At 68.6% G+C, this 24,465-nt stretch carries 21 protein-coding genes; 5 read left to right on the forward strand and 16 right to left on the reverse strand.

Annotated elements, in window-relative coordinates; all coding sequences use genetic code 11:
- Nucleotide 1: 1 nt before the first annotated feature.
- The 4 genes from ntrB to BM436_RS03680 form a co-directional block, all read right to left on the reverse strand.
- A complete protein-coding gene (gene ntrB / locus BM436_RS03665) occupies nt 2–913 on the reverse strand; it encodes a nitrate ABC transporter permease (RefSeq protein ID WP_093553562.1) in 912 nt (303 codons plus the stop codon).
- Between the two features lie 9 nt (nt 914–922).
- A complete protein-coding gene (locus BM436_RS03670) occupies nt 923–2,155 on the reverse strand; it encodes a CmpA/NrtA family ABC transporter substrate-binding protein (RefSeq protein WP_093553564.1) in 1,233 nt (410 codons plus the stop codon).
- Nucleotides 2,156–2,467: 312 nt separating this feature from the next.
- The gene (locus tag BM436_RS03675; protein WP_093553566.1) at nt 2,468–3,385 is read right to left on the reverse strand and encodes a LysR family transcriptional regulator; all 918 of its coding nucleotides are present in this window, start codon (nt 3,383–3,385) and stop codon (nt 2,468–2,470) included.
- 2 nt (nt 3,386–3,387) lie between these two features.
- Entirely contained in the window at nt 3,388–4,299 is a 912-nt protein-coding gene (locus BM436_RS03680) for a LysR family transcriptional regulator (protein ID WP_093553568.1), read from the reverse strand.
- Nucleotides 4,300–4,404: 105 nt separating this feature from the next.
- Here BM436_RS03680 and BM436_RS03685 point away from each other — a divergent pair, with 105 nt between their 5' ends.
- Entirely contained in the window at nt 4,405–5,256 is an 852-nt protein-coding gene (locus tag BM436_RS03685; RefSeq protein WP_093553570.1) for an oxidoreductase, read from the forward strand.
- Between the two features lie 76 nt (nt 5,257–5,332).
- Here the strand turns inward: BM436_RS03685 and BM436_RS03690 are convergent, their stop codons facing one another.
- The 7 genes from BM436_RS03690 to ybaK form a co-directional block, all read right to left on the reverse strand.
- The gene (locus BM436_RS03690) at nt 5,333–6,250 is read right to left on the reverse strand and encodes an ion transporter (protein ID WP_093553572.1); all 918 of its coding nucleotides are present in this window, start codon (nt 6,248–6,250) and stop codon (nt 5,333–5,335) included.
- A 95-nt stretch (nt 6,251–6,345) separates the two neighbouring features.
- A complete protein-coding gene (locus tag BM436_RS03695; protein ID WP_093553574.1) occupies nt 6,346–7,602 on the reverse strand; it encodes a metal-dependent hydrolase in 1,257 nt (418 codons plus the stop codon).
- Nucleotides 7,603–7,670: 68 nt separating this feature from the next.
- Nucleotides 7,671–7,961 carry a DUF427 domain-containing protein gene (locus BM436_RS03700; protein WP_093553576.1) on the reverse strand — a complete coding sequence of 97 codons (291 nt, stop codon included), beginning with the start codon at nt 7,959–7,961 and terminating at the stop codon, nt 7,671–7,673.
- Nucleotides 7,962–8,004: 43 nt separating this feature from the next.
- Nucleotides 8,005–9,060, reverse strand: coding sequence for a sensor domain-containing diguanylate cyclase (locus BM436_RS03705; protein ID WP_093553578.1), 1,056 nt, complete (start codon nt 9,058–9,060; stop codon nt 8,005–8,007).
- Between the two features lie 127 nt (nt 9,061–9,187).
- A complete protein-coding gene (locus BM436_RS03710) occupies nt 9,188–9,841 on the reverse strand; it encodes a DsbA family oxidoreductase (RefSeq protein WP_093553580.1) in 654 nt (217 codons plus the stop codon).
- Nucleotides 9,842–9,860: 19 nt separating this feature from the next.
- Nucleotides 9,861–10,496, reverse strand: coding sequence for a glycerol-3-phosphate 1-O-acyltransferase PlsY (gene plsY / locus BM436_RS03715; RefSeq protein ID WP_093553582.1), 636 nt, complete (start codon nt 10,494–10,496; stop codon nt 9,861–9,863).
- 52 nt (nt 10,497–10,548) lie between these two features.
- Nucleotides 10,549–11,040, reverse strand: a complete 492-nt coding sequence (ybaK, locus tag BM436_RS03720) for a Cys-tRNA(Pro) deacylase (protein WP_177306930.1) — start codon at nt 11,038–11,040, stop codon at nt 10,549–10,551.
- A 37-nt stretch (nt 11,041–11,077) separates the two neighbouring features.
- Here ybaK and BM436_RS03725 point away from each other — a divergent pair, with 37 nt between their 5' ends.
- On the forward strand, nt 11,078–12,100 hold the full coding sequence (locus tag BM436_RS03725; RefSeq protein ID WP_093553584.1) for an endonuclease/exonuclease/phosphatase family protein: 1,023 nt from the start codon (nt 11,078–11,080) through the stop codon (nt 12,098–12,100).
- 5 nt (nt 12,101–12,105) lie between these two features.
- On the opposite strand, the gene BM436_RS03730 is transcribed toward BM436_RS03725, so the two are convergent.
- Nucleotides 12,106–14,541: a sensor domain-containing protein gene (locus BM436_RS03730; protein WP_307664173.1), complete on the reverse strand. Its 2,436-nt coding sequence runs from the start codon at nt 14,539–14,541 to the stop codon at nt 12,106–12,108.
- A 280-nt stretch (nt 14,542–14,821) separates the two neighbouring features.
- Between BM436_RS03730 and BM436_RS03735 the strand changes: the two genes are divergently transcribed.
- Together BM436_RS03735 and BM436_RS03740 are read left to right on the forward strand one after the other, a co-directional pair.
- A complete protein-coding gene (locus BM436_RS03735; protein WP_093553586.1) occupies nt 14,822–16,051 on the forward strand; it encodes an efflux RND transporter periplasmic adaptor subunit in 1,230 nt (409 codons plus the stop codon).
- A 3-nt stretch (nt 16,052–16,054) separates the two neighbouring features.
- Nucleotides 16,055–19,195 carry an efflux RND transporter permease subunit gene (locus BM436_RS03740; RefSeq protein ID WP_093553588.1) on the forward strand — a complete coding sequence of 1,047 codons (3,141 nt, stop codon included), beginning with the start codon at nt 16,055–16,057 and terminating at the stop codon, nt 19,193–19,195.
- Between the two features lie 18 nt (nt 19,196–19,213).
- Here the strand turns inward: BM436_RS03740 and BM436_RS36920 are convergent, their stop codons facing one another.
- The 4 genes from BM436_RS36920 to BM436_RS03755 form a co-directional block, all read right to left on the reverse strand.
- Entirely contained in the window at nt 19,214–19,387 is a 174-nt protein-coding gene (locus BM436_RS36920) for a hypothetical protein (protein ID WP_177306934.1), read from the reverse strand.
- A 66-nt stretch (nt 19,388–19,453) separates the two neighbouring features.
- Complete coding sequence (gene xerD / locus BM436_RS03745; RefSeq protein WP_093553590.1) at nt 19,454–20,353, reverse strand: site-specific tyrosine recombinase XerD; 900 nt, start codon at nt 20,351–20,353, stop codon at nt 19,454–19,456.
- A complete protein-coding gene (locus BM436_RS03750; RefSeq protein ID WP_093553592.1) occupies nt 20,329–20,850 on the reverse strand; it encodes a methylated-DNA--[protein]-cysteine S-methyltransferase in 522 nt (173 codons plus the stop codon). The genes xerD and BM436_RS03750 overlap by 25 nt, the downstream gene beginning before the upstream one ends.
- A 459-nt stretch (nt 20,851–21,309) precedes the next feature.
- Nucleotides 21,310–22,296: a TRAP transporter substrate-binding protein gene (locus BM436_RS03755; protein ID WP_093553594.1), complete on the reverse strand. Its 987-nt coding sequence runs from the start codon at nt 22,294–22,296 to the stop codon at nt 21,310–21,312.
- Between the two features lie 130 nt (nt 22,297–22,426).
- Here BM436_RS03755 and BM436_RS03760 point away from each other — a divergent pair, with 130 nt between their 5' ends.
- Nucleotides 22,427–24,457: a sensor histidine kinase gene (locus tag BM436_RS03760; RefSeq protein WP_093553596.1), complete on the forward strand. Its 2,031-nt coding sequence runs from the start codon at nt 22,427–22,429 to the stop codon at nt 24,455–24,457.
- Nucleotides 24,458–24,465 lie beyond the last annotated feature (8 nt).

Genomic DNA, 24,465 nt, shown 5'->3' on the forward strand with positions numbered 1-24,465 from the left:
ATCAGTTCTCCACTTGTTCGTAGGTGAAGGCCTTGGCCAGCGAGACCAGCGCCAGTTCCAGCAGCAGGCCGACGATGCCGATCACGCCGATGGCGATCAGGATGTGCGGCACGTTCAGGTTGTTCCATTCGTCCCAGACCCAGAAGCCGATGCCCACGCCGCCGGTCAGCATCTCGGCCGCGACGATCACCAGCCAGGCGGTGCCGATGGCCAGGCGCACGCCGGTCAGCATGTAGGGCAGCACGGACGGCAGCAGGATCTTGGTGAAGATCTTCCACTCCGACAGGCTCAATACCCGCGCCACGTTCATGTAGTCCTGCGGCACGCGCTGCACGCCGACGGCGGTGTTGATGATCATCGGCCAGATCGAGCAGATGAAGATGGACCAGATCGCGGCCGGGTCGGCGGCCTTGAACACCAACAGGCCGATCGGCAGCCAGGCCAGCGGCGAAACCGGCTTGAGCAGGCTGATGATGGGGCTGAACATGCCGAACATGAACTTGAAGCGGCCGATCACGAAGCCCAGCGGGATGCCGACGGCGGCCGCCAGGCCGAAGCCCAGCGCCACGCGCTTGAGCGAGGCGTACACGTTCCAGCCTATGCCCTGGTCGTTCGGGCCCTTGCGGTAGAACGGGTCGGAGAACAGGTGCACCGCCTCCTTCCAGGTTTCGAACGGACCCGGGAAGCCCTCGGTGCGCGAGGCCATCACCTGCCACACCAGCACCAGCATGGCGATGCCCAGCAGCGGCGGCAGGAACTTCATGACGTACGGCCGCATGCGCGCGCTCCCCGAGGCAAGATTGACGCCCTTGGCCGCCAGGCGCTCGGTGCGCGCCGGCCGTTCCAGGGGGACCACGTTGGCCGCCGGCGCTCCGGGCGCGGGGGCGGCGATGTTTTCCAGCACTGCGCTCATATTCTCTCCTTACGCTTTGATCTTGAACGAGTCGGCGTACGCCTTCGGATTCTTGCCGTCCCAGGTGGTGCCGTCGATCATCTTCACGGTGCGCATCGGCGACTTCGGCACGCTGACCTTGGCCATCGCGGCGGCGTCCTTGTAGACGTCGACCTGGTTGATCTGCGTGGCCACGGCCAGGTAGTCCGGCTCGCTCTTCAGCAGACCCCAGCGCTTTTGCTGCGTCAGGAACCACATGCCGTCCGACAGGTACGGATAGTTGACCGAGCCGTCGTTGAAGAACTTCATCGAGTTCGGATCGTCCCAGGTCTTGCCCAGGCCATTCTGGTAGCGGCCCAGGATGCGCTGGTTGATCGCGTCCACGGTGGTGTTGACGTAGGACTTGTCGGCGATGGTTTCGGCCATCTTCATCTTGTTCGACAGCGAGGCGTCGATCCAGCGGCTGGCGTCCAGGATGGCGGCGGTCAGCGCGCGCGCGGTGTTCGGGTACTTCTTCACCCACTCGGCGCTGGTGCCCAGCACCTTCTCCGGGTGGTCGCGCCAGATGTCCTGGGTGGTGGTGGCGGTGATGCCGATGTTGTCGATGATGGCCCGGTGGTTCCACGGTTCGCCCACGCAGAAGCCATCCATGTTGCCGATGCGCATGTTGGCCACCATCTGCGGCGGCGGCACGGTGATCACCTTGGCGTCCTTCATCGGGTTGATGCCGTAGCTGGCCAGCCAGTAGTACAGCCACATGGCGTGGGTGCCGGTGGGGAAGGTCTGGGCGAAGGTGTATTCGCGCGGGTCGGTCTTCATCAGCTTGGCCAGCGAGGCGCCGTCCACCGCGCCCTTGTCGGCCACCTTCTTCGACAGCGTGATGGCCTGGCCGTTGTGGTTCAGGTTCATCAGCACCGCCATGTCCTTCTTCGGACCGCCCGCGCCCAGGTGCACGCCGTAGATCAGGCCGTACAGCACGTGGGCCGCGTCCAATTCGCCGTTCACCAGTTTGTCGCGCACGCCGGGCCAGGAGGCCTCCTTGCTCGGCACGATCTTGATGCCATACTTCTTGTCGAAGCCCAGCACCGAGGCCATGACGACGGAAGCGCAGTCGGTCAGCGGAATGAAGCCGACCTTGACCTCCTCCTTCTCCGGCTTGTCGGAACCGGCGGCCCATGCTCCCTGGGTCGCGAGTCCGGTGATGGCAGTGGCGGCGCCGGCCTTGATCAAGGCGCGGCGGGTGAGAGTGAATTTATTGTCCATCTAGGTCCCCGTAGCGTATGACAGGCGGGTGCCTGCCCTGCCACTAGCTTTGCAATAGCTGTGCCAGGTCCCGTGCACCACGATAAAACGCGTGGAAAAAGAGCGCCGAAACAACCGTTTTTCACTCTGTAAACACGCCGGGGGGCGGGCCGCGCGGGCCGGCCGCGGCGCGAAAGTTCGTTCATGAGCGCAAGCGCGGCAACAACTATTTTCGGCACCGGAGTTGTGCAACGCACCAAGACCTCGCACGGCGCGCCCGCGTGGATCAAAGAGGTGCGTTTTTCGAGGGTCGCCGGGCCATACGGCCCATACCTATAGGCCGTATGGCCCGGTTTGCAGGTTGGGCTCGGCGCGCAGGCGCTCCACCATGAGGTCGACGAAGCTGCGGATGCGGGGCGATCCCTGGCGGCTGTCCCGGTGCACGATGTTGACCGGCACGCCGGGCGTGGCGTAGTCCTCCAGCACCTCCCGCAGCTCGCCCGAGGCGAGCAGCGGGGCGGCCTGGTAGGACAGCAGCCGCGCCACGCCGAAGCCGTCGCGCAGCGCCTCGATGGCGGCGTCGTTGCTGTTGACGGTCAGGCGCGGCTTGAGGCGCAGGGCCTGCGCGCGGCCGTCGCGCGTGAAGCGCCAGTCCGGCGGCGCGCTGGAGCCGGTGGAACTGACGATGGTGTGCGCGGCCAGGTCGCGCGGCGTGCGCGGCGCGCCGTGCCGCTCCAGGTAGGCGGGCGAGGCGCAGATCACGCGCCGCACCCGTCCCACGGGCACGGCGCGCAGGCTGGAATCGGGCAGCTCGCCGATGCGCACGCCCACGTCCAGCCCCTCCTCCATCAGGTTCGTCACGCGGTCCACGAACATGGCGTTCACCTCCATGTGCGGGTAGCGCCGCAGGTAGTCGACGATGCCGGGCGTGACGTAGATGCGGCCGAACAGCACCGGCGCCGTCACCGCCAGGTGGCCGCGCGGCGCGGCGTTGCTGCCGGCGGCCGCCTCGTCGGCCTCGTCGATCTCGGCGATGATGCGGCGCGCGTCGTCCAGGTAGCGCTGGCCCGCCTCCGTCACGCGCACATGGCGCGTGGTGCGCTCCAGCAGGCGCACGCCGAGGCGGGCCTCCAGCGCGGCGATGGCGCGCGTGACGGCGGGCGGCGACATGCCCAGGCGGCGCGCGCCGCCGGCGAAGCTCTGTTCCTCGCCGACGGCGGCGAACACGGTCATCAGGTGCAAACGGTCCATGGTCAGCCTCCCCGCCCGCGGAACATGCCCGGCGCGCGCTCGGACGCGTAGTCGATGAACTGGCGCACGCGTTGCGGCATCTGGGTGCGCTGCTGGTAATACATATAGACGCCGCCGTGCAGCGCCGCCGTTTCCGGCAGCAGGTGGAGCAAACGGCCCGCGTCCAGTTCCGGGTCCGCCATGTAGCTGACCAGCTGCCCGATCGCCATGCCCGAGAGCACGGCGCAGGCCTCCGCCTCTGCGGTGTTGAAGCTGGCCACGGCCGGGATGTCGAGGTAGACGGTGGCGCCGTCCACGCTCAGCTCCCAGGGCGTCATGCGGCCCGTGTTGGGCTGGCGGAAGCCGGTGCAACGGTGCTTGCGCAGCTCGTCCACGCCGCGCGGCGCGCCGTGTCGCGCCACGTAGGCCGGCGCCGCGCACACCAGCAGCCACAGGTCGCCGATGCGGCGCGACACCAGGTTGCGCTCGGGCGGATTGCCGCCCCGGAAGCCGACGTCGATGCGGGCCTCCACAAGGTCGGTGAACTGGTCCTCCAGCAGCAGGTCGAAATGCACGCCGGGATGCAGCGCCTGGAAGTCGCGGATCAGGGGCACCACCATGTGGTTGCCGAAGGAGGTGGGCGCGGCGATGCGGATCGTGCCGTCCATGTCCCGGCGGCTGTCGCGCACCTGGTCCAGCGCCTCGTCCAGCAGGCGCAGGCCGGGGCTGGCCAGCTCGTGGAGGCGCTCGCCCTCCCGCGTCAGGGTCAGGCTGCGCGTGGTGCGGTGGAACAGGCGCACGCCCAGGTGCTCCTCCAGCTGGCGTATCGCCTTGCTGACGGCCTGCGGCGACAGGCCGGCCTCCACGGCCGCCCGGCTGAAGCTGCCGGCGCGCACGACGCCGGTGAATAAGGTGATGACACGCGCTTTGTCCATTTACAACCCGTGGATGAAAATCAAACAGCTTTCCGCTATCTAGTGTAGCACCGCCGGCCGGCCTACACTGGCCTCCATCAACCCACCACCCTCGAGGAGAACAGCATGTCCAAAGTATGGTTCATTACCGGCGCGTCCCGCGGCTTCGGTGTCCTGATGGCGAAGGACGCGCTGGCGCGCGGCGACAGCGTGGTCGCCACCGCCCGCGATCCGCAAGCCGTCGTCGCGGCGCTGGGCGCCCATCCCAACTTGCTGGCGCTGCGCCTGGACGTGACGCTGGAGGCGGCGTCGGTGCTGGCGGCGCGCCAGGCCGTGGAGCGCTTCGGCCGCATCGACGTGCTGGTCAACAACGCCGGCTACGGCCTGCTGGCGGCCGTCGAGGAGGCCAGCGACGCCGAGGTGCGCGCGCAGTACGACACCAACGTGTTCGGCCTGCTGAACGTGACGCGCGCGGTGCTGCCGTTCATGCGCGCGCGGGGGAGCGGCCACATCGTCAACATCTCGTCGGTGGGCGGCTACAAGTCCTACCCGGGCTGGGCCGTGTACGGCTCGACCAAGTTCGCGGTGGAGGGCATCACGGCCGGGCTGGCGGCGGAACTGGCGCCGCTGGGCATCCGCGCCACGTCGGTGCAGCCGGGCTTCTTCCGCACCGACTTCCTGGACGGCTCGTCGATGCGCGACGCCGCCCGGCCCATCGCCGCCTACGCGCCAACGGTGGGCGCGATGCGCGAACTGGTGGCCGGCGTGAACCACAGGCAGCCGGGCGACCCGCGAAAGCTGTCGCGCGCGATCCTGCGGCTGGTGGACAGCGCCAACCCGCCCGCGCGCCTGCCGCTGGGCACGGACGCGGTGGCCGCGCTGCGCGAGACGCAGGCCGTCGTGGCGGGGGAGCTGGCCGAATGGCTGCAGGTGGCCGAATCGACCGACCATGACGACACGGCGCCGCTGGCGGCGTAACCAGGGCCGCGGGCCCGCGCCCCGTTCCATAGGGCGGAGTAAGCGCGGCGACGCCGCGCGCAGTCCGCCGGCCGCGCTACGTGGCGGCCGGCGGCGGCACCGGGGCCACGGCGGTGGCGGGCAGCGCGCCGCCGCAATCCTTGCAGTAGCGCGCCAGCTGCTCGTGGCCCGTGGTGCCGCAGGCCGGGCAGTCGCGGCGCGGCGCGTAGCCGGCGCTGCGCTGGTGCGAGATCTCCGAGCTGATGATGCCGGTGGGCACCGCCAGGATGCCCCAGCCCAGCAGCATCATCATGGACGCCACGGTGCGGCCCAGGTCCGTCTTCGGCACCAGGTCGCCGAAGCCGACGGTGGTGACTGTGCTGATGGCCCAGTAGACGGCGGTGGGGATGCTGGTGTAGCCGTGCCGCGGCCCCTCCACCACGTACATCACCGTTCCCAGCAGGAACACGATCATCATCACCACCGACAGGAACACCAGGATCTTGCGGCGGCTGGCCATCAGCGCGCGGCCCAGCATGCTGTACTCCTCGATGTACAGCGTCAGCTTGAGGATCCGGAACATGCGCAGCAGGCGCAGGATGCGGATGCCCATCAGCACGTGCGCGGCCGGCAGCACCAGCGACACGTAGCTGGGCAGGATGGCCATCAGGTCGATCACGCCGAAGAAGCTGCGCGCGTAGCGCACCGGGCGCTTCACGCACAGCAGGCGCCCCACGTATTCGATGGAGAACAGCAGGGTGAAGAACCACTCGGCGGCCTGCAGGTAGGGGCCGTATGCGCGCGCCACGGGCGCCACGCTGGTCAACACCACCACCAGCGCGCTGAGCACGATGGCGCCGATCAGCACCAGGTCGAAGCTGCGGCCGGCCGGCGTGTCGGACTCGAAGATGACGGCGTACAGGCGCGCGCGCCAGCCGCCGTCCGGCTTGCCGTAGCGCTGATGGGGATCGGCCGAGGCGCCGGGCGGCGCGGGGGCGTGGGAAGGGTTGCTCATCGCGCCATGATAGCGCGTCCGCCCGCCGCGGCGCACGCGGTTTCAGTACGGTTCACGCCGCTTGGGGTCTGACCCCAAACTGTTGCTGACGCCGCTTACCGGCGCGCCTGGCGCTCGGCGGCGGGCGGCGGGGCCAGCAGGTCGGCGCGCGGGTGGGTCCAGGCGGGGACGCCGGCCGGGCAGGCGCGTCCGCCCGTTCCCGCCAGGTCCATGGTGGAGAAGTTGCCGCGCGGCGTGGTGGCGAAGCGCAGGTCGGTGATGGCGCCGCCCTCCAGCGCCGGCGCGCGGCCGAAACGCAGCCAGTCGTCGATCCAGCAGTTCTCCCGCCGCAGGCGGCGCAGTCCGGACAGGCTGCCTTCCACTTCCCTGTACAGCAGCACGCCGGCGCCGGCGGCTGCGGGCCGCCCCGGGTCGGCCAGGCCGGCGGGACAGCGCGACGGCGGCACCACGTCCGGCGCCAGGCTCACCAGCCCGCGCCGCAGCCGGTAGCGGTCCGCCGCCTCGTCGCTCTCGACCGACACGAAGATCCAGCACAGCGGCTGCGCCGGGAAGGCCGTCATCGCCACGTCCAGCAGCCGGGCCCGGGGATCGATAGGGGCCAGCGCGGCCCGCACCCGCTGCGCGCCGGCGGCCGACGCCGCGCCCTGCCCCGCCACGAAGGCCGCGCTGGCCGCCAGCGCGAGCGCCATCGCCCAGCGGCTGTGCGCCCAGAAGCGGCGCAGCGCGGCCAGCCCCAGGCCCAGCGCGAGCAGCGCGCCGAACGAGACGGGCGACAGGAACTGCTTGTGCAGGAAGTAGCCCAGCGCCCCGGCCAGGCAGGCCATCAGCAGCCAGCGCGCGGGCCGCCACGGCACCGCCATGATCAGGGGCACGCCGAAGGCCACCCAGAACACGGGTTCGATGATGAACACCATGTCGCCATAGAACCAGCGCCCGTCGAACGGGTAGAACGGGTGGACGCCATAGGAATTGAGGAAGTCCATGCCCAGGTGCAGGGCGAAGCCCAGCGCCACGGACGCGGCCAGGCCGGCGCGCGCCCGCCCGCTGCGTTGAAGCAGCGCGCGCGCGTTCGGCCACAACAGCCATAGCAGCGCCAGCAACAGCAGCGCCTGCGGCAATGCGTACAGCAGGGTGTGCGTGTGGCCGCGGTGGTGCAGCAGATAGCCCAGGGGCTCGGGCAGCAGGCCGGTGAGGAACAGATCCAGGTCGGGGAAGTTGCTGGCCAGCGCGCAGGCGGTGAGCAGCAGGCGGTGCCGCGTGCGCTGGCCGGCCTCGTCCGGCTCCGGCGCCAGGCTGCGCTGCACCAGTTCCCCCACGCCGAGGCCGATGACGGTGTGTGTGATGTTGTCCATGCCCGGATACTACGCGAACCCGGGCATGGAGAGGGGCGCCGCCCCGACGCGGACGCCGCCCCCGGCCGCTAGCTCCGCACCTCGACGCCCTTCCAGAAGGCCACGTGGTCCTTGATCTGCTGCGCGGCGTCGGACGGGTGGCGGTAGAACCAGGCGGCGTTCTCGTTGACCTTGCCGTCCACCGCCAGGTGGTAGTAATTGGCCGTGCCCTTCCACGGACACACGGTGGTGTGGGTGCTTTCCTGCAGGTACTCCTCGTTCACCTTGTCGATCGGGAAGTAGACATTGTTTTCGACGATCTCGACCTCGTCGTCGCTCGCCTCGGCGATCACCTCGCCGTTCCAGATTGCTTGGGGCATGGTTCCCTCCTGTGCTGTTGGAATCCGCTTGTATCAACTCGAATCAGCATTCCACCCGGTTGCGGCCGTTGGCCTTGGCGCGCCGCAGCGCCTCTTCCGCCTGGCGCAGCAGGCCGTCGCCGTCGCTGATGTCCATGTGGTTGAAGGACGCGACGCCGATGCTGGCGGTGACCGGGGGCAGGCGCCCCGCCTCGCGGTGGATTTGCGCGGCGATCTTCGCGCGCAGGTTCTCGGCCAGCTTGAGCGCGCCCTCGGGCGGCGTGTTCGGCAGCACCACGCACAGCTCCCCGCCGCCGTAGCGGCCCGGCACGTCGATCACGCGCACGTTCTCGCTCACCAGGCGGGCCACGTTGGCCAGCACCAGGTCGCCGGCGGCGTCGCCGTGGCGCTCGTTGACCTCGCGGAACAGGTCCAGGTCTATCATCAGCGCCGACAGCGGCGTGCGGAAGCGGCGCGTGCGCGCCACTTCGAACTTGAGCTTGGCCAGCAGCGCGCGGCGGTTGTGCAGGCCGGTCAGGGTGTCGACGGTGGCCAGTTCCTCCAGTTGGCCGCGGGCGGCGGCCAACTCGCGCCCGGTGGCCCGGGCCTCGATCAGCGCCATCGCCTGGCGCGCCAGCCCGCGCAGCAGGGCGCGCCGCTCGTCGCCCAGCGCGCCGGGACGGGTGTCCATCACGCCCAGCGCGCCGATCGCGTGGCCGTCCGGCGACACCAGCGCGGCCGCGCTGTACATGCGCAGCTGCGGCTCGGCGCGCGTCCGCGGCATGAAGGCGGTGCGGCCGTCCGCGCACAGGTCCGCGATCTCCACGCCGTCCCGGCCCAGCACGGCCAGCGAGCAGTAGCTCTGCTCGCGCGGCAGCGTGGCCGGCGCGTGGCCGTAGGCGGACTTGACCACGACCCGGTCCGCGTCCACCAGCGACAGCGAGGCGTAGGGCGCGCCGCAGACCGTGGCCGCCAGCCGCGTCAGGAAATCGAGCTCCTTGTCGAACTCATCGTCGAACGGGTCGTCCAGCAACTGGTAGCGGCGCAGCGCGGCCAGGCGGCGCTGCTCGTCCCTGGGCGTGGCGGGGTTCAGCGGATATATGTTTTCTGCGGCAAGCATCAACTTCCCTTCGTAGCGGCGTCTGCGCTCTAGTAATCGTCCATGGGCTGCGGTGCCACATAGACAAGTTTAGCGCAAAACAAAGGGCGACGGCCAGCGGCGGGCCGCGCGGAGACTTCCCCGGCGCTCAGGAGGCGGCCAGGATCTCGCGCAGCACCCGCTCGAACACCTCGGCCGGCTGGCCGCCGGAGATCAGGTGGCGGTCGTTGATGACGACGGCAGGGACCGAGCCGATGCCCTGCCGCTGGTAGAAGAGTTCCAGCTCGCGCACCTCGGCGGCGTAGCGGCCGGATGCCAGCACGGCGGCGGCCTCCACCGGGTCCAGCCCGGCCTTGGCGGCGGCGGCCGCCAGCACGGGATGGGCGCTGGGATCGGCGCCCAGCGTGAAATAGGCCTCGAACAAGGCGTGCTTCAACGCGCCTTGCGCTTGCGGGCCCAGTTCGCCGGCCCAGTGCAGCAGGCGGTGGGCGTCGAAGGTGTTGTAGATGCGGCTGCGCTTGCCCATGGCGAAGTCGAAGCCGACGTCGGCGCCGCGCTGGCGGATCATGGCGCGGGTCTGCTCCTGCTGTTCGGCGCTGGCGCCGTACTTCTGCCGCAGGTGCTCGGTGATGTCCTGCCCCTCCGGCCCCATGTTGGGGTTCAGCTCGAAGGGCTGGAAGCGCAGCTCGGGCGCGGCCTCGGCGCCGATGTTGGCCAGCGCCCGCTCCAGCGCGTTCAGGCCGATGGCGCACCACGGGCAGGACACGTCGGAAACGAAATCGATCTTGATGGACTTGCCCATGGCTGGCCTCGCTATATGGTCACTTGGTTTTGGCGGCGTCTTTGCTCTTGCCGCCGATGCGGCTTTCCTTGCCGGCCATCAGGTTGGCGATGTTCTGGCTGTGGCGGAACAGCAGCAGCATGCTCATGGCCGCCACGGCGAACAGCTGCGGCTCCACGCCGAACAGCAGGCCGTAATAGAACGGCGCGAACACGGCGGCGGCCAACGCGGCCAGCGAGGAATAGCGGAAGGCGTAGGCCACCACCAGCCACGTCACCAGCGTGGCCACGCCCAGCCACACGTTCAGGCCCAGCAGCACGCCGGCCGCCGTGGCCACGCCCTTGCCGCCGACGAAGCGGAAGAACACCGGCCACAGGTGGCCCAGGAACACGGCGATGGACACCAGCGCGACGGCCATGTCGCCCACGCCCAGTTGCTCCTGGTAGCGCACCACCAGGAACACCGCCAGCCAGCCTTTGGCGGCGTCGCCGACCAGGGTGGCGATGGCGGCCTTCTTGTTGCCACTTCGCAACACATTGGTGGCGCCGGGGTTCTTGGAACCGTAGGTGCGCGGGTCGGCGATGCCGAACAGCTTGCTCGACACGACGGCGAAGGAGATGGAGCCCAGCAGGTAGGCGCCCAGCGCGAGGGCGGCTGTCATCAATGCGGTATTCATAATTCCCTTGTTGTCTTTTTAGGAGGCCGCAGGACTATACAACAGCGCGGCCTCAGTCGGCCAGCGCGCAGTGCACCGGTTTGGCGTCCAGCAACTCGGTCAGCACCCGGGGCGCGACGCCCACCAGGTAGCCGCGCCGCCCGCCGTTGATATAAATCGTTTCCAGCGCCAGGATGGATTCCTCCACGTACACCGGCAAGGCCTTCTTGGTGCCGAACGGCGAGGTGCCGCCCACCAGGTAGCCCGAATGGCGCTGCGCCACCTCGGGCTTGCACGGCTCCACCGACTTGCGGCCGATGCCGCGCGCCAGGTTCTTGGTCGAGACCTTGCGGTCGCCGTGCATCAGCACGATCAGCGGCTTGGCCGCCTCGTCCTGCATCACCAGCGTCTTGACGACGTGGTGCTCGTCCACGCCGAGCTCGCGCGCCGACACCGTGGTGCCGCCGTGCTCCTCGTAGTCGTAGGGGTGTTCGGAGAAGGCCACCTTGTGCTTGCGGAGCATCTGGGTCGCCGGGGTTTCTGAAATGTGCTCTTTCTTCGCCATGCCGTGATACGCTAACTGTTCAAATGGGGGTTTCATTATGCAGCAACAAATTCGCTTTGCCACTTTCAATGTTTGCAACCTCGCTCCCGCCGGCGCGCAATTGTACGACAACCTGCAACCCCTCACGGCGGAGGAATACGAGGCCAAGGCGGAATGGACCGCCTGGCAGCTGGACCGCCTCGACGCGGACGTGGTGGGCTTCCAGGAAATCTTCTCCCAGGCGGCGCTGCGCGACGTGCTCTCGCGCACCCGCAAATACCGCGACGCCTACCACGCCGGCTTCGACCCCGACCCGCTCGCGACGCGGCTGACGCCCAACGTGGCGCTGGTGTCGCGCCTGCCGCTGGCGGGCCCGCCTATCGTTTATACCGAATTCCCGCACGGCGTGGGCGCCGATTCCGGCAACCCGGACTCGGACCGCTTCGCGCGCGCGCCGCTGCACGCGCAGGTGGTGCTGCCCAACGAGACCACGGTGGACGTGGTGGTGGTGCACCTGAAATCGCGCCGGCCCGACTACCGCGGCGGCGAGTGCGGCGCCGACTGTGGCGGGGATGCGCTGAACCACGCCCTGAATTACGCGATGGCCAACCTGCGCTCGCTGGTGTGGCGCGGCACGGAGGCCGTGGCCCTGCGCGTGCTGCTGAGCAAGCTGATGCGGGAAAACCGCCGCCCCTGCATCGTCATGGGCGACTTCAACGACACGGCCGACGCGGTGACCACCACCATCGTCATGGGCGCGGGCGCGCCGCTGCCGGCCAAGGCCTGCGGGGGAGCGCCGGACGGGGAAGGCGGCGGCCTGGAACGGCGCGGCCGCATGTTCGACTGCGCGCAGATCCAGCAGCGCCAGGACCAGTTGCGCCACGTGGGCTACACCACGGTGCACGAGGGGCAGTACAGCACCATCGACCACGTGCTGGTGTCCGAGGAGTTCCATCCGGATTCGCCGCGCGCGTTCGCCGAGGTGGTCGACGTCACCTACCTGAACGACCACCTGGGCGACTGCAAGCCGGAAGTGTCGGACCACGGCCAGGTGCGGGTCCGGCTGCGGCTGAAAGCCTAGCGGCGCTAGTGCAGCAGCGGCGCCAGCGCGCTGCCGCGCAGCTGCGCGTCGGCCAGGCGGCCCTGGTACTGGTCACAGCCCTTGCTGCGCAAATACGCCAGTTGCTCGCCCGTCTCCACGCCCTCGGCGATCACCTGCATCTTCAGGTTGCGCGCCATGGCGATGATGGTGGCCACCACCGCGCCGTCGCCGGCGGTGGTGAACGAGCTGTCGATCTTCAGCTTGTCCACCGGATAGTCCTTCAGGTAGCCCAGCCGAGAATAGCCGGTGCCGAAATCGTCTATGGTCAGGCGCACGCCCAGCGCGCTGAGCGCCAGCAGCGTGCCCTGGGCCGCCGCGCCGCCCTTCATGATGATGGCCTCGGTCAGCTCCAGCTCGAGGTATTCGGGCGACAGGCCGGAACCCTCCAGCGCCTCGCGCACGCAGCCCAGCAGGTTCTTGTGGGTGAACTGCTGCGTCGACAGGTTGACCGCCACCACCAGCGGATGCCCGCCCTCGCGCCAGCGCCGCGCGTGGCGGCAGGCCTGCTGCAGCACCCAGGTGCCGATCGGGATCATCAGCCCGGCGTCCTCGGCGACCGCCATGAAGCGCTCCGGCAGCAGCAGGCCCAGCTCCGGGTGGCGCCAGCGCACCAGCGCCTCCATGCCCACCGGATCGCCGCTGAGCACGTCGAGCTCGGCCTGGAACTCCAGCTCGAACTCCTGGTTGCGCAGCGCGCGCCGCAGGCCCTCCTCCAGCGCCACGCGCTCGGCGATCTGGGCCTGCATGTCGGCGTTGAAGAACTGGTAGCCGTTGCGGCCGCCCTCCTTGACGTGGTACATGGCCACGTCGGCGTGCTTGATCAGCTGCTCGATGTCGTCGCCGTCGTTGGGGTAGATGGCGATGCCGATGGAGCCGGAGACCTGCAGCGTGTGCACGCCCAGCCGGAAGGGCTGGGCGATCGCGTTGAGCACCGTGCCGGCCACGTGCGCGGCCTGGTCGACGCCGCCGATGTCGGCCAGGATGATCAGGAACTCGTCGCCGCCCTGGCGGCTGACGGTGTCGGCGCCGCGCACGCATTTGACCAGGCGCCGCGCGATCTCCTTGAGCAGCTCGTCGCCCACCTGGTGGCCCAGCGTGTCGTTGACCTCCTTGAAGCGGTCCAGGTCGATGAACATGAGGGCCAGCATGCGGTGGCTGCGGCGCGCGCCCTGCAGCGCCTGGCTGAGCCGGTCCAGCAGCAGCACGCGGTTCGGCAGGTCGGTGAGGAAGTCGTGCTCGGCCAGGTGGCGCGTGTGCTCCTCGGTTTTCTTGCGGTCGGTGATGTCGGACAGGATGCCCATGTAGTTGCTGACCGCGCCGTTGCTGTCGCGGATGGCGGTCAGCGCCAGCATGGCGGGAAACGCGTCGCCGCCGGCGCGGCGGCTGTGGATCTCGCCCTGCCAGTGGCCGGTGGCGTCCAGTTCGCGCCGGATGTCCTGGTTCAACGCCGGGTCCTCCAGGCCGGGCACTTGCCTGGCCAGCGGCTGGCCCAGCATTTCGCCGGCGCCGCGGCCGGTGATGTTGGAATAGGCCCGGTTGACGGCGATGACGGTCTGCTCGCGGTCGGTGATGATGATGGCGTCGCGGCTGTTCTCGAACACCTGCGCCGCCAGGTGCAGCCGGTGCTCGGCCTGCTTGCGCGCGGTGATGTCGCGCACCACCACGTAGAACAGGTGTTCACCGTTCAGCGCGATCGAGGTCATCAGCACCTCGGCCCAGAACAGCTCGCCGGCGCAGTTCAGGTAGCGCCAGTCGCAGCGGAAGTTGCCGGTGTCGTGCGCCAGGTCCCAGGCCCGCGTCATCTCCACCGACGACAGCGCGCCGCCCGGTTGCCGCAGCGGCGCGAAGTCGGACAGCGGCCTGCCCACCATGTTGCACGCCGCGCCGCACTTGAACAGCGCCAGCGCGGCCGGGTTGACCTCGGCGATGGAATCGGCGCCGATCAGCAGGATGGCGTCGCTCGATTTCAGGTACATCTGGCGGAAATGGGCGCCGGCGTTCTCCAGCGCGGCCTCGTTGCGCTTGCGCTCGGTGACGTCGATGTCCATGCAAAACACTTGCCGCACCACGCCGTCCTGGATCAGGGGGAAGCTGGCCGAGTAGATCCACAGCACGCGCCCGTCCCGGGTGCGCACCTGCCAGTCGCGCGCCGGGCCGGGTTTGCCGCTGCGCCACACCTCGTCGACGACGGCGTCGTGCTCGGCCTCCCTGACGAAGGGCAGCACGCCGGCGATCGGCCTGCCCACCGCCTCGTCCGGCGCCACGCCGAACATCTGGGCGGCGCCGGCGTTCCAGAAGCGCACGGTCCGATTGGCGTCCATGCTGTGCACGGCCACCGTCGGCGCCAGCTCCATGGCCTCGACCAGATGGGTGATCATGTCCAGCGCCTCCTGCGCCGGGTTGCTGACTCGCTGCTCCACAGAAACCTCCGACGCGGACGCCCTTTCGGGCCATTGCCACATCTTGTCCGCTACGCGCGCGGCGGCGCTTGACACCGCTCAACAGTACGCCATCCGCGCTATTGAATTGTTCAGGAATCAATCAATTCCCGGGCGCCGGGCGCGCCATCCATCGGCGGATTCCGCCGTTCAGCCGCCCGATCGCGCGCTTTGTCGCACCGCCATGGCCGCCGGCCTTGAAAATCCCTAGAGTGGCAGCATCCGAAACCGCCGGCAGCGGCAACTCACCGAGAAAACGATAATGAAACTGGAAACCCTGCCCCCGTCCCCCGCCCCCGTCGCCAACCGCGCCCGGCGCTGGCGCGCCCCCGTGATCGGCCTGCTCGTGCTGGGCCTGGCCGGCGGCGGCTGGACCGTCATGCGCGCCAAGTCGCCCGCGCAGCAGGGCGCGCCGGCGGCGGACAAGCCGGCCGCCAAGGGCCCGGACAGCTTCGAACTGGCCGCCAGCGACGTGGCCGCCATCGACGCGGGCGCGCTGAGCGTGAGCCTGCCGCTGTCCGGCTCGCTGGCGCCGGTCAGCCAGGCCACCATCAAGGCCAAGGTGTCCGGCGAGGTGCGCGAGACCACGCTGCGCGAGGGCATGGCGGTGGCCGCCGGCCAGGTGCTGGCGCGGCTGGACCAGGCCGACCTGCGGGCCCGCGCCGCGCAGCAACAGGGCCTGGTGGACGAGGCCGAGGCGCGGCTGGCCATGGCCAACCGCAACCACGCCAACAGCCAGGCGCTGCTCAAGCAAAACTACATCTCCCAGACCTCCTTCGACACCACCGCCAACGCGGTCGACCTGGCGCGCGCCGCCGTCAAGGCCGCCGGCGCGCAACTGGAGCTGGCCCGCATCGCGCTCAACGACAGCGTGATCCGCGCGCCGATCGGCGGCGTCGTCAGCAAACGCCATGTGCAGGCGGGCGAAAAAGTCGCGCCCGACATGCCGGTCTACACCATCGTCAACCTGGCCGAGCTGACGCTGGAGGCGCAGGTGCCGACCTCGGAGATCCCGCGCGTGAAAGTGGGCCAGGAGGTGACGTTCAAGGTCGACGGCTTCCAGCGGCGCGAATTCGCCGGCAAGGTGGCGCGCATCAACCCCACCACGGAACCGGGCTCGCGCGCGATGCTGGTCTACATCTCGGTGCCGAACAAGGACGGCGCGCTGCTGGGCGGCATGTTCGCCAAGGGCCACATCACCACCGAGAAGTCGGCCGTGATGCCGCTGGTGCCGGTGGCCGCGCTGCGCGAGGACAACGGCAGGCAGGTGGTCTACAAGGTCGAGCGGGGCGCGGTGGTGTCCCAGCCCGTCAGCCTGGGCCTGCGCAACGACGACACCGGCTACGCCGAGGTGACCGGCGGCCTGGACCAGGGCGCGCAGGTGATCGTGGCCAGGCTGGACGCGGTCAAGCCCGGCGCCAGGGTCAAGCTGGCGACGCCCGCCGCCGCGCCCTCCCCGGCCAAGGCCGGCATGCTGGCCTCGCGGAGCTGAGCCATGTGGATCACCAAAGTCAGTATCAAGAACCCCGTGTTCGCCACCATGGTGATGGTGGCGCTGATGGTGCTGGGGCTGTTCTCCTACCAGCGCCTGGGCGTGGAGGCCATGCCGAACGTGCAGTTCCCGTTCGCCGCCATCGAGATCGAATACCCGGGCGCCTCGCCCGAGGCGGTGGAGAACGACATCACGCGCCCGGTGGAGGACATCGTCAACACCGTCAGCGGCGTCAAGACCATCCGCGCCAACTCCTGGGAGGGCCGGGCCGGCATCTACCTGGAGTTCCAGCTGTCGACCAATATGGACCGCGCGATGCAGGAGCTGCGCGACAAGGTGGCGCTGGTGCGCCCGCGCTTCCCCAAGGAGGCCAAGGACCCCTTCATCGCCCGCGAGGAGGGCGACAACGAGCGCCCGGTGGTGAACCTGTCGCTGAGCGCGGACAAGCACAGCCTGCGCGAGCTGTCGACCATGACGGACCAGATCATCACCAAGCGCTTCCAGAACGTGCCCGGCGTGGGCCAGGTGCGCGTGCTGGGCACGACCAAGCGCCAGGTGCTGATCAGCCTGAAGCCGCACGAGATGACGGCCCAGGGTGTCGGCGTGGACGAGGTGATCCGCGCGATCCAGACCACCAACGCCAACCTGCCGGCCGGTAACATCAGCCAGCCCATCAGCCAGGGCGTGACCGAGCAGCTGGTGCGGGTGGAGGGCAAGATCAAGGACGCGCGCGAGTTCAACAAGATCATCGTCGCGCGCCGCGCCAACGGCCCGGTCTACCTGGAGCAGGTGGCAAGCGTGGTGGACGGCGAAGAGGAGGCGCAATCGTATTCCCGCATCAACGGCCAGCCCGGCATTTCGCTGGAGGTGACCAAGGTGCAGGACGCCAACGTGGTGGCGGTGGGCGAAGGCATCCGCAAGGCCGCCGAGGAACTGCGGAAGTCGCTGCCGGCCGACATCCGGCTGCGCATCCTGGAGTCGCAGTCCGAGCGCGTGCAAAGCCAGCTCGACAACGTGAAGCGCACCATCACCGAGGGCGCCGTGCTGACCATGGTGATCGTGTTCTTCTTCCTGCGCTCCTGGCGCAGCACCATCATCACCGGCCTGACGCTGCCGATCTCGGTGATGGCCAGCTTCATCGCCATGCAAGCCTTCGGCTTCACGCTGAACTTCCTGACCTTGATGGCGCTGTCGCTGTGCATCGGCCTGCTGATCGACGACGCCATCGTGGTGCGCGAGAACATCGTGCGCCACTTCGGCATGGGCAAGGACCACCGCGCCGCCGCCGAGGACGGCACCAACGAGATCGGCCTGGCCGTGATGGCCACCACCTTCGCCATCGTCGCCGTGTTCATCCCGGTGGCCTTCATGGACGGCATCATCGGCCGCTTCTTCCTGCAGTTCGGCATCACCGTCACGGTGGCGGTGCTGGTGTCGCTGTTCGTGTCCTTCACGCTGGACCCGATGCTGTCGTCGGTCTGGCCCGACCCCGAGGAGGGCCGCTTCAAGTACCTGCCGTGGCTGGGCCGCCTCATGGCGTTCGTCGAGCGCGGCGTGGACAAGCTGCACGTGGCCTACGGCAAGGTGCTGGCGGCCGCGCTGAACTGGCGCAAGACCACGCTGGCGGCCACCGCCGCCCTGTTCGTCGGCAGCCTGGCGCTGGTGCCGATGATAGGCGGCGAGATGTTCCCGGAGACCGACGAGGGCTGGATCAACATGCGCTTCAAGACCCCGGTCGGCTCCAGCCTGGACTACACGCTGAGCAAGGTGCAGCAGGTGGAGGCCGCGCTCAAGCCGTTCACGGAGATCGACAGCATCCTGTCCAACACCGGCACCCGCGACGGCCGCAACAGCGCCGAGGTCAACATCAAGCTGACCGACGTGAAGAAGACGAAGCGCCGCTCGCAGAAGGCGCTGGAGAAGGCCATCCGCGAACGGCTGGCGCCGATTCCCGGCATCCAGTTGTCGGTGGGCCAGAAGCCCATCTTCATCGCCATCCTGGGCACCGACGAGGCCAAGCTGGAGGCGGTGGCGCGGGCGCTGATGGCCAAGATGCGCGGCATCAAGGGCGTGGCCGACCTGGAATACAGCCAGGAGGGCGCCAACCCGTCGACCATGATCAAGATCAACAACGAGCTGGCCAGCGACCTGGGGCTGTCGGTGCAGCAGATCGGCGCCGCGCTGCGGCCCTTCGTGGCGGGCGAGAAGGTCAGCCACTGGCTGGCCTCGGACGGCCAGAACTACGACGTCAACGTGCAGCTGCCGAAGTCCGGCCGCCAGCGCGTGATGGACCTGGGCGACCTGTCGATCGCCTCCAGCAAGATCAACCCGGACGGCACGCCGCGCATGATCCCGCTGCGCCAGGTGGTGGAGTTCGTGCCGTCGACCAGCCCGCAGGTGCTCAAGCGCCAGGCGCTGCAGCGCCGGGTGGCGATCTACGCCGGCGTCCAGGGCCGCCCGGCCGGCGACGTCGACAAGGACGTGCAGAAGGCCATGAAGGAAATCCAGCTGCCGGCCGGCGTGCGCTTCGACGTGGCCGGCAACGCCCAGCAGATGGAGGAGACCATGGGCGGCGCCATGACGGCGCTGGGCGTGGCGGTGGTGTTCATCTACCTGGTGCTGGCCTCGCAGTTCGGCAGCTTCCTGCAGCCGGTGGCCATCATGATGTCGCTGCCGCTGTCGCTGATCGGCGTGCTGGTGGCGCTGCTGGTGACGGGCTCGACCTTGAACATCTTCTCGGTGATCGGCTTCATCATGCTGATGGGCCTGGTGACCAAGAACGCCATCCTGCTGGTGGACTTCACCAACCACGGCCAGAAGAACGGCCTGGACCAGCGCAGCGCGATCCTGGAGGCCGGCCAGGTGCGGCTGCGCCCGATCCTGATGACGACCCTGGCGATGATCTTCGGCATGCTGCCGATGGCGATCGGCATGGGCGACGGCGGCGAGACGCAGGCGCCGATGGGCCGCGCGGTGATCGGCGGCGTGATCACCTCGACCCTGCTGACCCTGGTGGTGGTGCCGGTGGCCTACACCTACCTGGACAGCCTGGGCAAGCGCTGCGCGCGCTGGTTCGGCGGCCGGCAAGAGCACGCCAGGGCCGCCTCGCTGGACGAGCGCGAGCGCCTGGCGGAGGTGGCCTGACAAAAAATCCCGGTTTCGCTATTCCTGCGCCGGGGCGTCCCGCTCCGGCGTTTCAAATCCCGCCGTGTCCGCGTCCTGCTCGTCGGCGGGCTGGTTCTTGGCCTCCAGCTTGCGCCGGGCTTTCTCTTCGGCTTTCTTCTTTTTCTCCAATTCCCGCTGACGTTTTTCGTACTGGAAATTTGTCTTAGCCATTTGTCACCTCGCCCTTGAAATGGGAACAGACTACATTATGACGCAGATGTGACCAGCGCAAACTTTTCAGCCCCGCGGGTGATGCGTCGCATGCAATTGCTTGAGCCGCTCGCGCGCCACATGGGTGTAGATCTGGGTGGTGGAAATGTCCGAATGCCCCAGCAGCAGCTGCACCACGCGCAGGTCGGCGCCGTGGTTCAGCAGGTGGGTGGCGAAGGCGTGCCGCAGCGTGTGCGGCGACAGCGGCGACGTGATGCCGGCTTTTTTCGCGTGCTTCTTGATGACGACCCAGAACATCTGGCGCGTCATCGCCCCGCCGCGGGCGGTGACGAACAGCGCGTCGTCCTGCCGGCCGTCCAGGATGGCCCCGCGCGCCTCCCTCATGTAGCGCTCCACCCACAGCCGCGCCTGCGCGCCGAACGGCACCAGCCGCGTCTTCGCGCCCTTGCCGGTGATGCGCAGCACGCCGTCGTTCATGCTGAGCTCGAAGGTCTTCAGCGCCACCAGTTCGGACACGCGCAGGCCGCTGGCGTACATCAGCTCCAGCATCGTGCGCTCGCGCAGGCCCAGCGGCGTACCGACGTCCGGCGCGGCCAGCAGCGCCTCCACCTGGGACTCGCTCAGCGTGTGCACCAGGCGCGCCGGCTGCTTGGCCGACGCCATCTTCAGGCAGGGATCCTCGGCGATGTGCCGTTGACGCAGCGCGTGCTGGTAGAAGCGCTTCAGCACCGACAGGCGGCGGTTCGACGAGCTGGCCTTGGTCTCCTCGTGGCGGGCGTGGAAATAGGCGTCGATGTCCGGCGTGGCCACCGCGTGCAGGCCGGTGCCGGGACGCGCCACCTCCAGCCAGCGCGCGAACAGGCGCAGGTCGCGCCGGTAGGCGTCCAGCGAGTTCTTCGCCAGGCCGTCCTCCAGCCACAGCGCGTCGCAGAACGCGTCGATCAGAGCAAGGTTGTCTGCTGCCATGCGTATTCGCTGTGTCCCTCGTGCGCCAGCAGCCAGCGCTTCACGTTCAGGTGGAAGCCGTTGGCGTCGTCGTGGTGGGCGAAACCGCCCAGGCCGTTGGCGCCGGTCACCCGGTGGCAGGGCACGGCCAGCGGGAACCAGTTGTTGCCGCAAGCCTGGCCGATGGCGCGCGGCGCGGACGCCAGGAACCTGGCCAGCTCGCCGTAGGTGCGCACCTGGCCGCGCGGGATGTTGCAGATCGCGTCCCACACCTTGCGCTGGAATTCGCTGCCCACCCGCGCCAACGGCAGGGTGAACTGGAAGTCGGCGTCGGCGCAGTAGCGCAGCACTTGCTCGGCCGCCTGGGCGGCCACGGCGTCCTGCGCGTCCTTCTCCGCGTGGCGGGGCGGCAGGTAGACCATCTCGGTCACCAGCGCGCCGGCCGTGCGGATGCCCATGGCCCCGAAGGGCGTGGCGACGACGGCGTTGAAAATGTCACTACTCTGTTGTATTTTCATCACAACACTTCTTAGGCAATGTTGCATCAATGCTACAGCATCAAAACGCGCGCGGGCGTGAATTCCGCCCGCGCCGGCAAAAAAAAAGCGCACCTCTATGGTGCGCTCTCAATCCTGCTTTCACAACACCGGTCGTTTGGCGCTGCCGTAGCGAGCTTGTGGCTGCCTTCGGCGGTCTTCCAACGACATACTGTATGCTGTGCGTCTCCTCAATGTATCCGCGGTATTTTCGATACCGTTGTTATTTACTCTCCCCACTAAACCTTGCTACGTGGCGGCATAACGATATGCGTTACGTCACTGCCAGAGCGACGCCATCTTAACGCAGGCTTAAGAGTTTTTGCTACTTTTTTGTAAGTTGTATTTTTTTAGTTTATGAGTAAAACAACATCGACAACTCGGCCGAATTTTGTGGTACAGGGCACCAACTTGATGCGCCCTTCCCCATCTTGGTGAAGCCTATTTGGCCGCCTCCCGGTTGATGGCCTGGATCAGGTCCTTGCCGATGCGTCCCTCCATGTCGGTCTGCACCGGCAGCAGCACGCGGCGCCACTCGGCCTGCTCCTTCGCGCTCAGGTTGACCACCTCGGTCTTGCCGGATTTCCTGATGGCCTCCAGCGCCAAGTCGTTGTCGCGCTGGGCGATGGCCTTCTCGAACGTGGTGGCGTCGCGCATGGCCGTCTCCAGCGCGCCCCGGATGTCCGCCGGCAGGCCGTCCCAGAACTTCTTGTTGACGATCACCGCGTAGCCCAGGTAGCCATGGTTGGACACGGTGACGTGCTTCTGCACCTCGTGCATCTTCTGCGTGTACATATTGGACGGCGGATTCTCGGTGCCGTCGACCACGCCCGTGCTCAGCGCCGAATACACCTCGGAGAAGGCCAGTACTTGCGGCGCGGCGCCCAGCGCGCGCATCTGCGCGTCCAGCACCTTGGAGGCCTGGATGCGCATCTTCAGGCCCTTGAAGTCGGCCGGCGCGCGCAGCGGCTTGTTGGCCGACATCACCTTGAAGCCGTTGTCCCAGTACGCCAGGCCCGTGATGCCCTTGGTTTCCAGTTTCTTCAGCAGGCCCTTGCCGATCGCGCCCTCGGTCACGTTGTACAGCGCGGTCTTGGTGGGGAAGATGTAGGGCAGGTCGAAGGCCTCGAATTCCTTCACGCCCAGCGGGCCGAACTTGGCCAGCGACGGCGCCAGCATCTGCACCGCGCCCAGCTGCAGCGCCTCCAGCTCCTCCTTGTCCTTGTAGAGCTGGCTGTTCGGATACACCTCGACCTTGACCTGGCCCTTGGTGGCCTTCTCGGCCAGCATCTTGAAGCGCTCGGCGGCCTGGCCCTTGGGCGTGTCCGGCGCCACCACGTGGCTGAATTTGATGACGATCGGGGCTTGGGCGAACGCACTGAGGCTGGCCGCTGCGCAAAGCGCGGCCAGGAGGGGTTTCAAGGTCATTACATTGTCTCCGCTATGGGTGAGTACGTTATTATTATGCCGACGATAGCAGTTTGGACCCGCGCGGCGCCCCGCCGCAACTGTGGAAAGCCACAATAGCCGACCCCGCGCAAGCGCTTATGCTCCCTCCATGACCACACCCCCGCCCGCCAGTCATTCCCCGCCTCTCGACGGCAACGCCATGGCGCCGCGCCAGCGTTTCACCAATCCCTTCCGCTGGCTGCTGCCGGTGGTGCTGGTGCTGTTCTTCCTGGCCGTGCTGATCTGGCTGCCGTGGCAGGCGCGCCAGATGGAAAGCAGCGAGCGCCAGGAGCAGCTGATCGCCGACACCTTGTGGGTGGAGCAGACCATCCGCTTCCAGCTGGGCCGCCACGAGGAAAGCCTGCGCGGCCTGGGCAACGAGATCGTCAGCGGCCACGTGCCGCCGGCGCGGGTGCCGGCGCGCCTGGCCCAGCTGCTCAAGAACGGCAAGGAATTGCGGCGCGTGCTGCTGCTGGACGAGCACGGCCGCCCCGTCGCCAGCAGCGCCCCGGCGCTGCCCGCAGAGACCGAGCCCGGCGCCGCCGCGCTGGCCGCCATCGACCACGCGCGCCGCGCGCACCGCGCCGTCTACAGCCAGCCCGAGCCGGCGGCGAACGACGCGCAGGCGCTGGAATTCTATTCCCCGCTGTTCGACGGCGACCGCTACGCCGGCATGCTGGTGGCCACCTACCAGCCCTCGACCATCCTCGAGGAGATGGTGCCGTGGTGGTTCGCCCAGGACAACCAGATCACGCTGATGGACAAGGACGACAAGGTGCTGGCGCGGCGCGCGGCGGCCGGTCCCGGCCACGGCGTCTACACCCACAAGCGCGCGCTGGACCTGCCCGGCGTCTCCATCACCTTGCTGACCGACAGCGTCAAGAGCGAGCCCAAGCTGCTGCCCAACCTGCTGGTGGGCTCGGTGATCGCGCTGTCGCTGGCCCTGCTGTGGAGCCTGATGGCGCTGTGGGGCCACATCTCGCGCCGCCTGGCCGCCGAGGGCGCGCTGCGCCAGCAGATGCTGTTCCGCACCGCGATGGAGAATTCGCTGGTGACCGGGCTGCGCGCGCGCGACCTGGAGGGCCGCGTCACCTATGTGAACCCTGCCTTCTGCCAGATCGTCGGCTTCCCCGCCGAGGAGCTGGTGGGCCGGCTGCCGCCCATGCCCTACTGGGCGCCGGAGGCCATCGACGAATACCAGGACCGCTTCGCGCGCGTGCTGGCCGGCCACGCGGTGCCGCAGGTGGAGACCATCTTCCAGCGCGCCAACGGCGAGCGGGTGCCGGTGCTGATCTTCGAGGCGCCGCTGGTGGACAACAAGGGCCAGCAGACCGGCTGGATGGGCTCCATCCTCGACATCTCGGACCGCAAGCGGGTGGAGGAGCTGAACCGGCAACAGGAGGAGAAGCTGCAGTCGAGCGCGCGCCTGGCCACCATGGGCGAGCTGGCGTCGATGCTGGCGCACGAGCTGAACCAGCCGCTGGCCGCCATCTCCAGCTACACCACGGGCGCGCTGAACCTGATGGCGCGCGCCGAGAGCACCGGCCAGCCGCTGGACAGCAACACGCTGAAACCGGCGCTGCAGCAGGCCGGCACGCAGGCGCAGCGCGCCGGGCAGATCATCCGCAGCGTGCACGAATTCGTCAAGAAGCGCGAGCCGGAGCGGCGCGACATCGCGGTGCAGTCGCTGATCGACGGCATCGGCACGCTGATCGACCTGCAGGCGCGGCAAAGCTACGTCACGCTGCACACCAGCATCCCGGCCGACCTGCCCAAGGTGCGGGCCGACAGCGTGATGATCGAGCAGGTGCTGCTGAACCTCACCCGCAACGGCATCGAGGCCATGGCGCAGGTGCCGCCCGAGCGGCGCGCGCTGCGCGTCTCGGCCAGCCACGACCCGGCGCTGAACATGGTGTCGGTCCAGGTGGCGGACCAGGGCCACGGCATCCCGGACGAGGTGGCCGAGCGCCTGTTCTCGCCCTTCTTCTCCACCAAGGCCGAGGGCATGGGCATGGGCCTGAACATCTGCCGCACCGCCATCGAATTCCACGGCGGCACGCTGACCCACGGCGCCAATCCCGCCGGCGGAACCATTTTCACATTCACGCTGCCGGCCGCCATCGCGCCGGCGGCAACCTGAAAGGACAC

This window comes from Pseudoduganella namucuonensis (genome assembly GCF_900116645.1).
Taxonomy (GTDB): domain Bacteria; phylum Pseudomonadota; class Gammaproteobacteria; order Burkholderiales; family Burkholderiaceae_D; genus Rugamonas; species Rugamonas namucuonensis.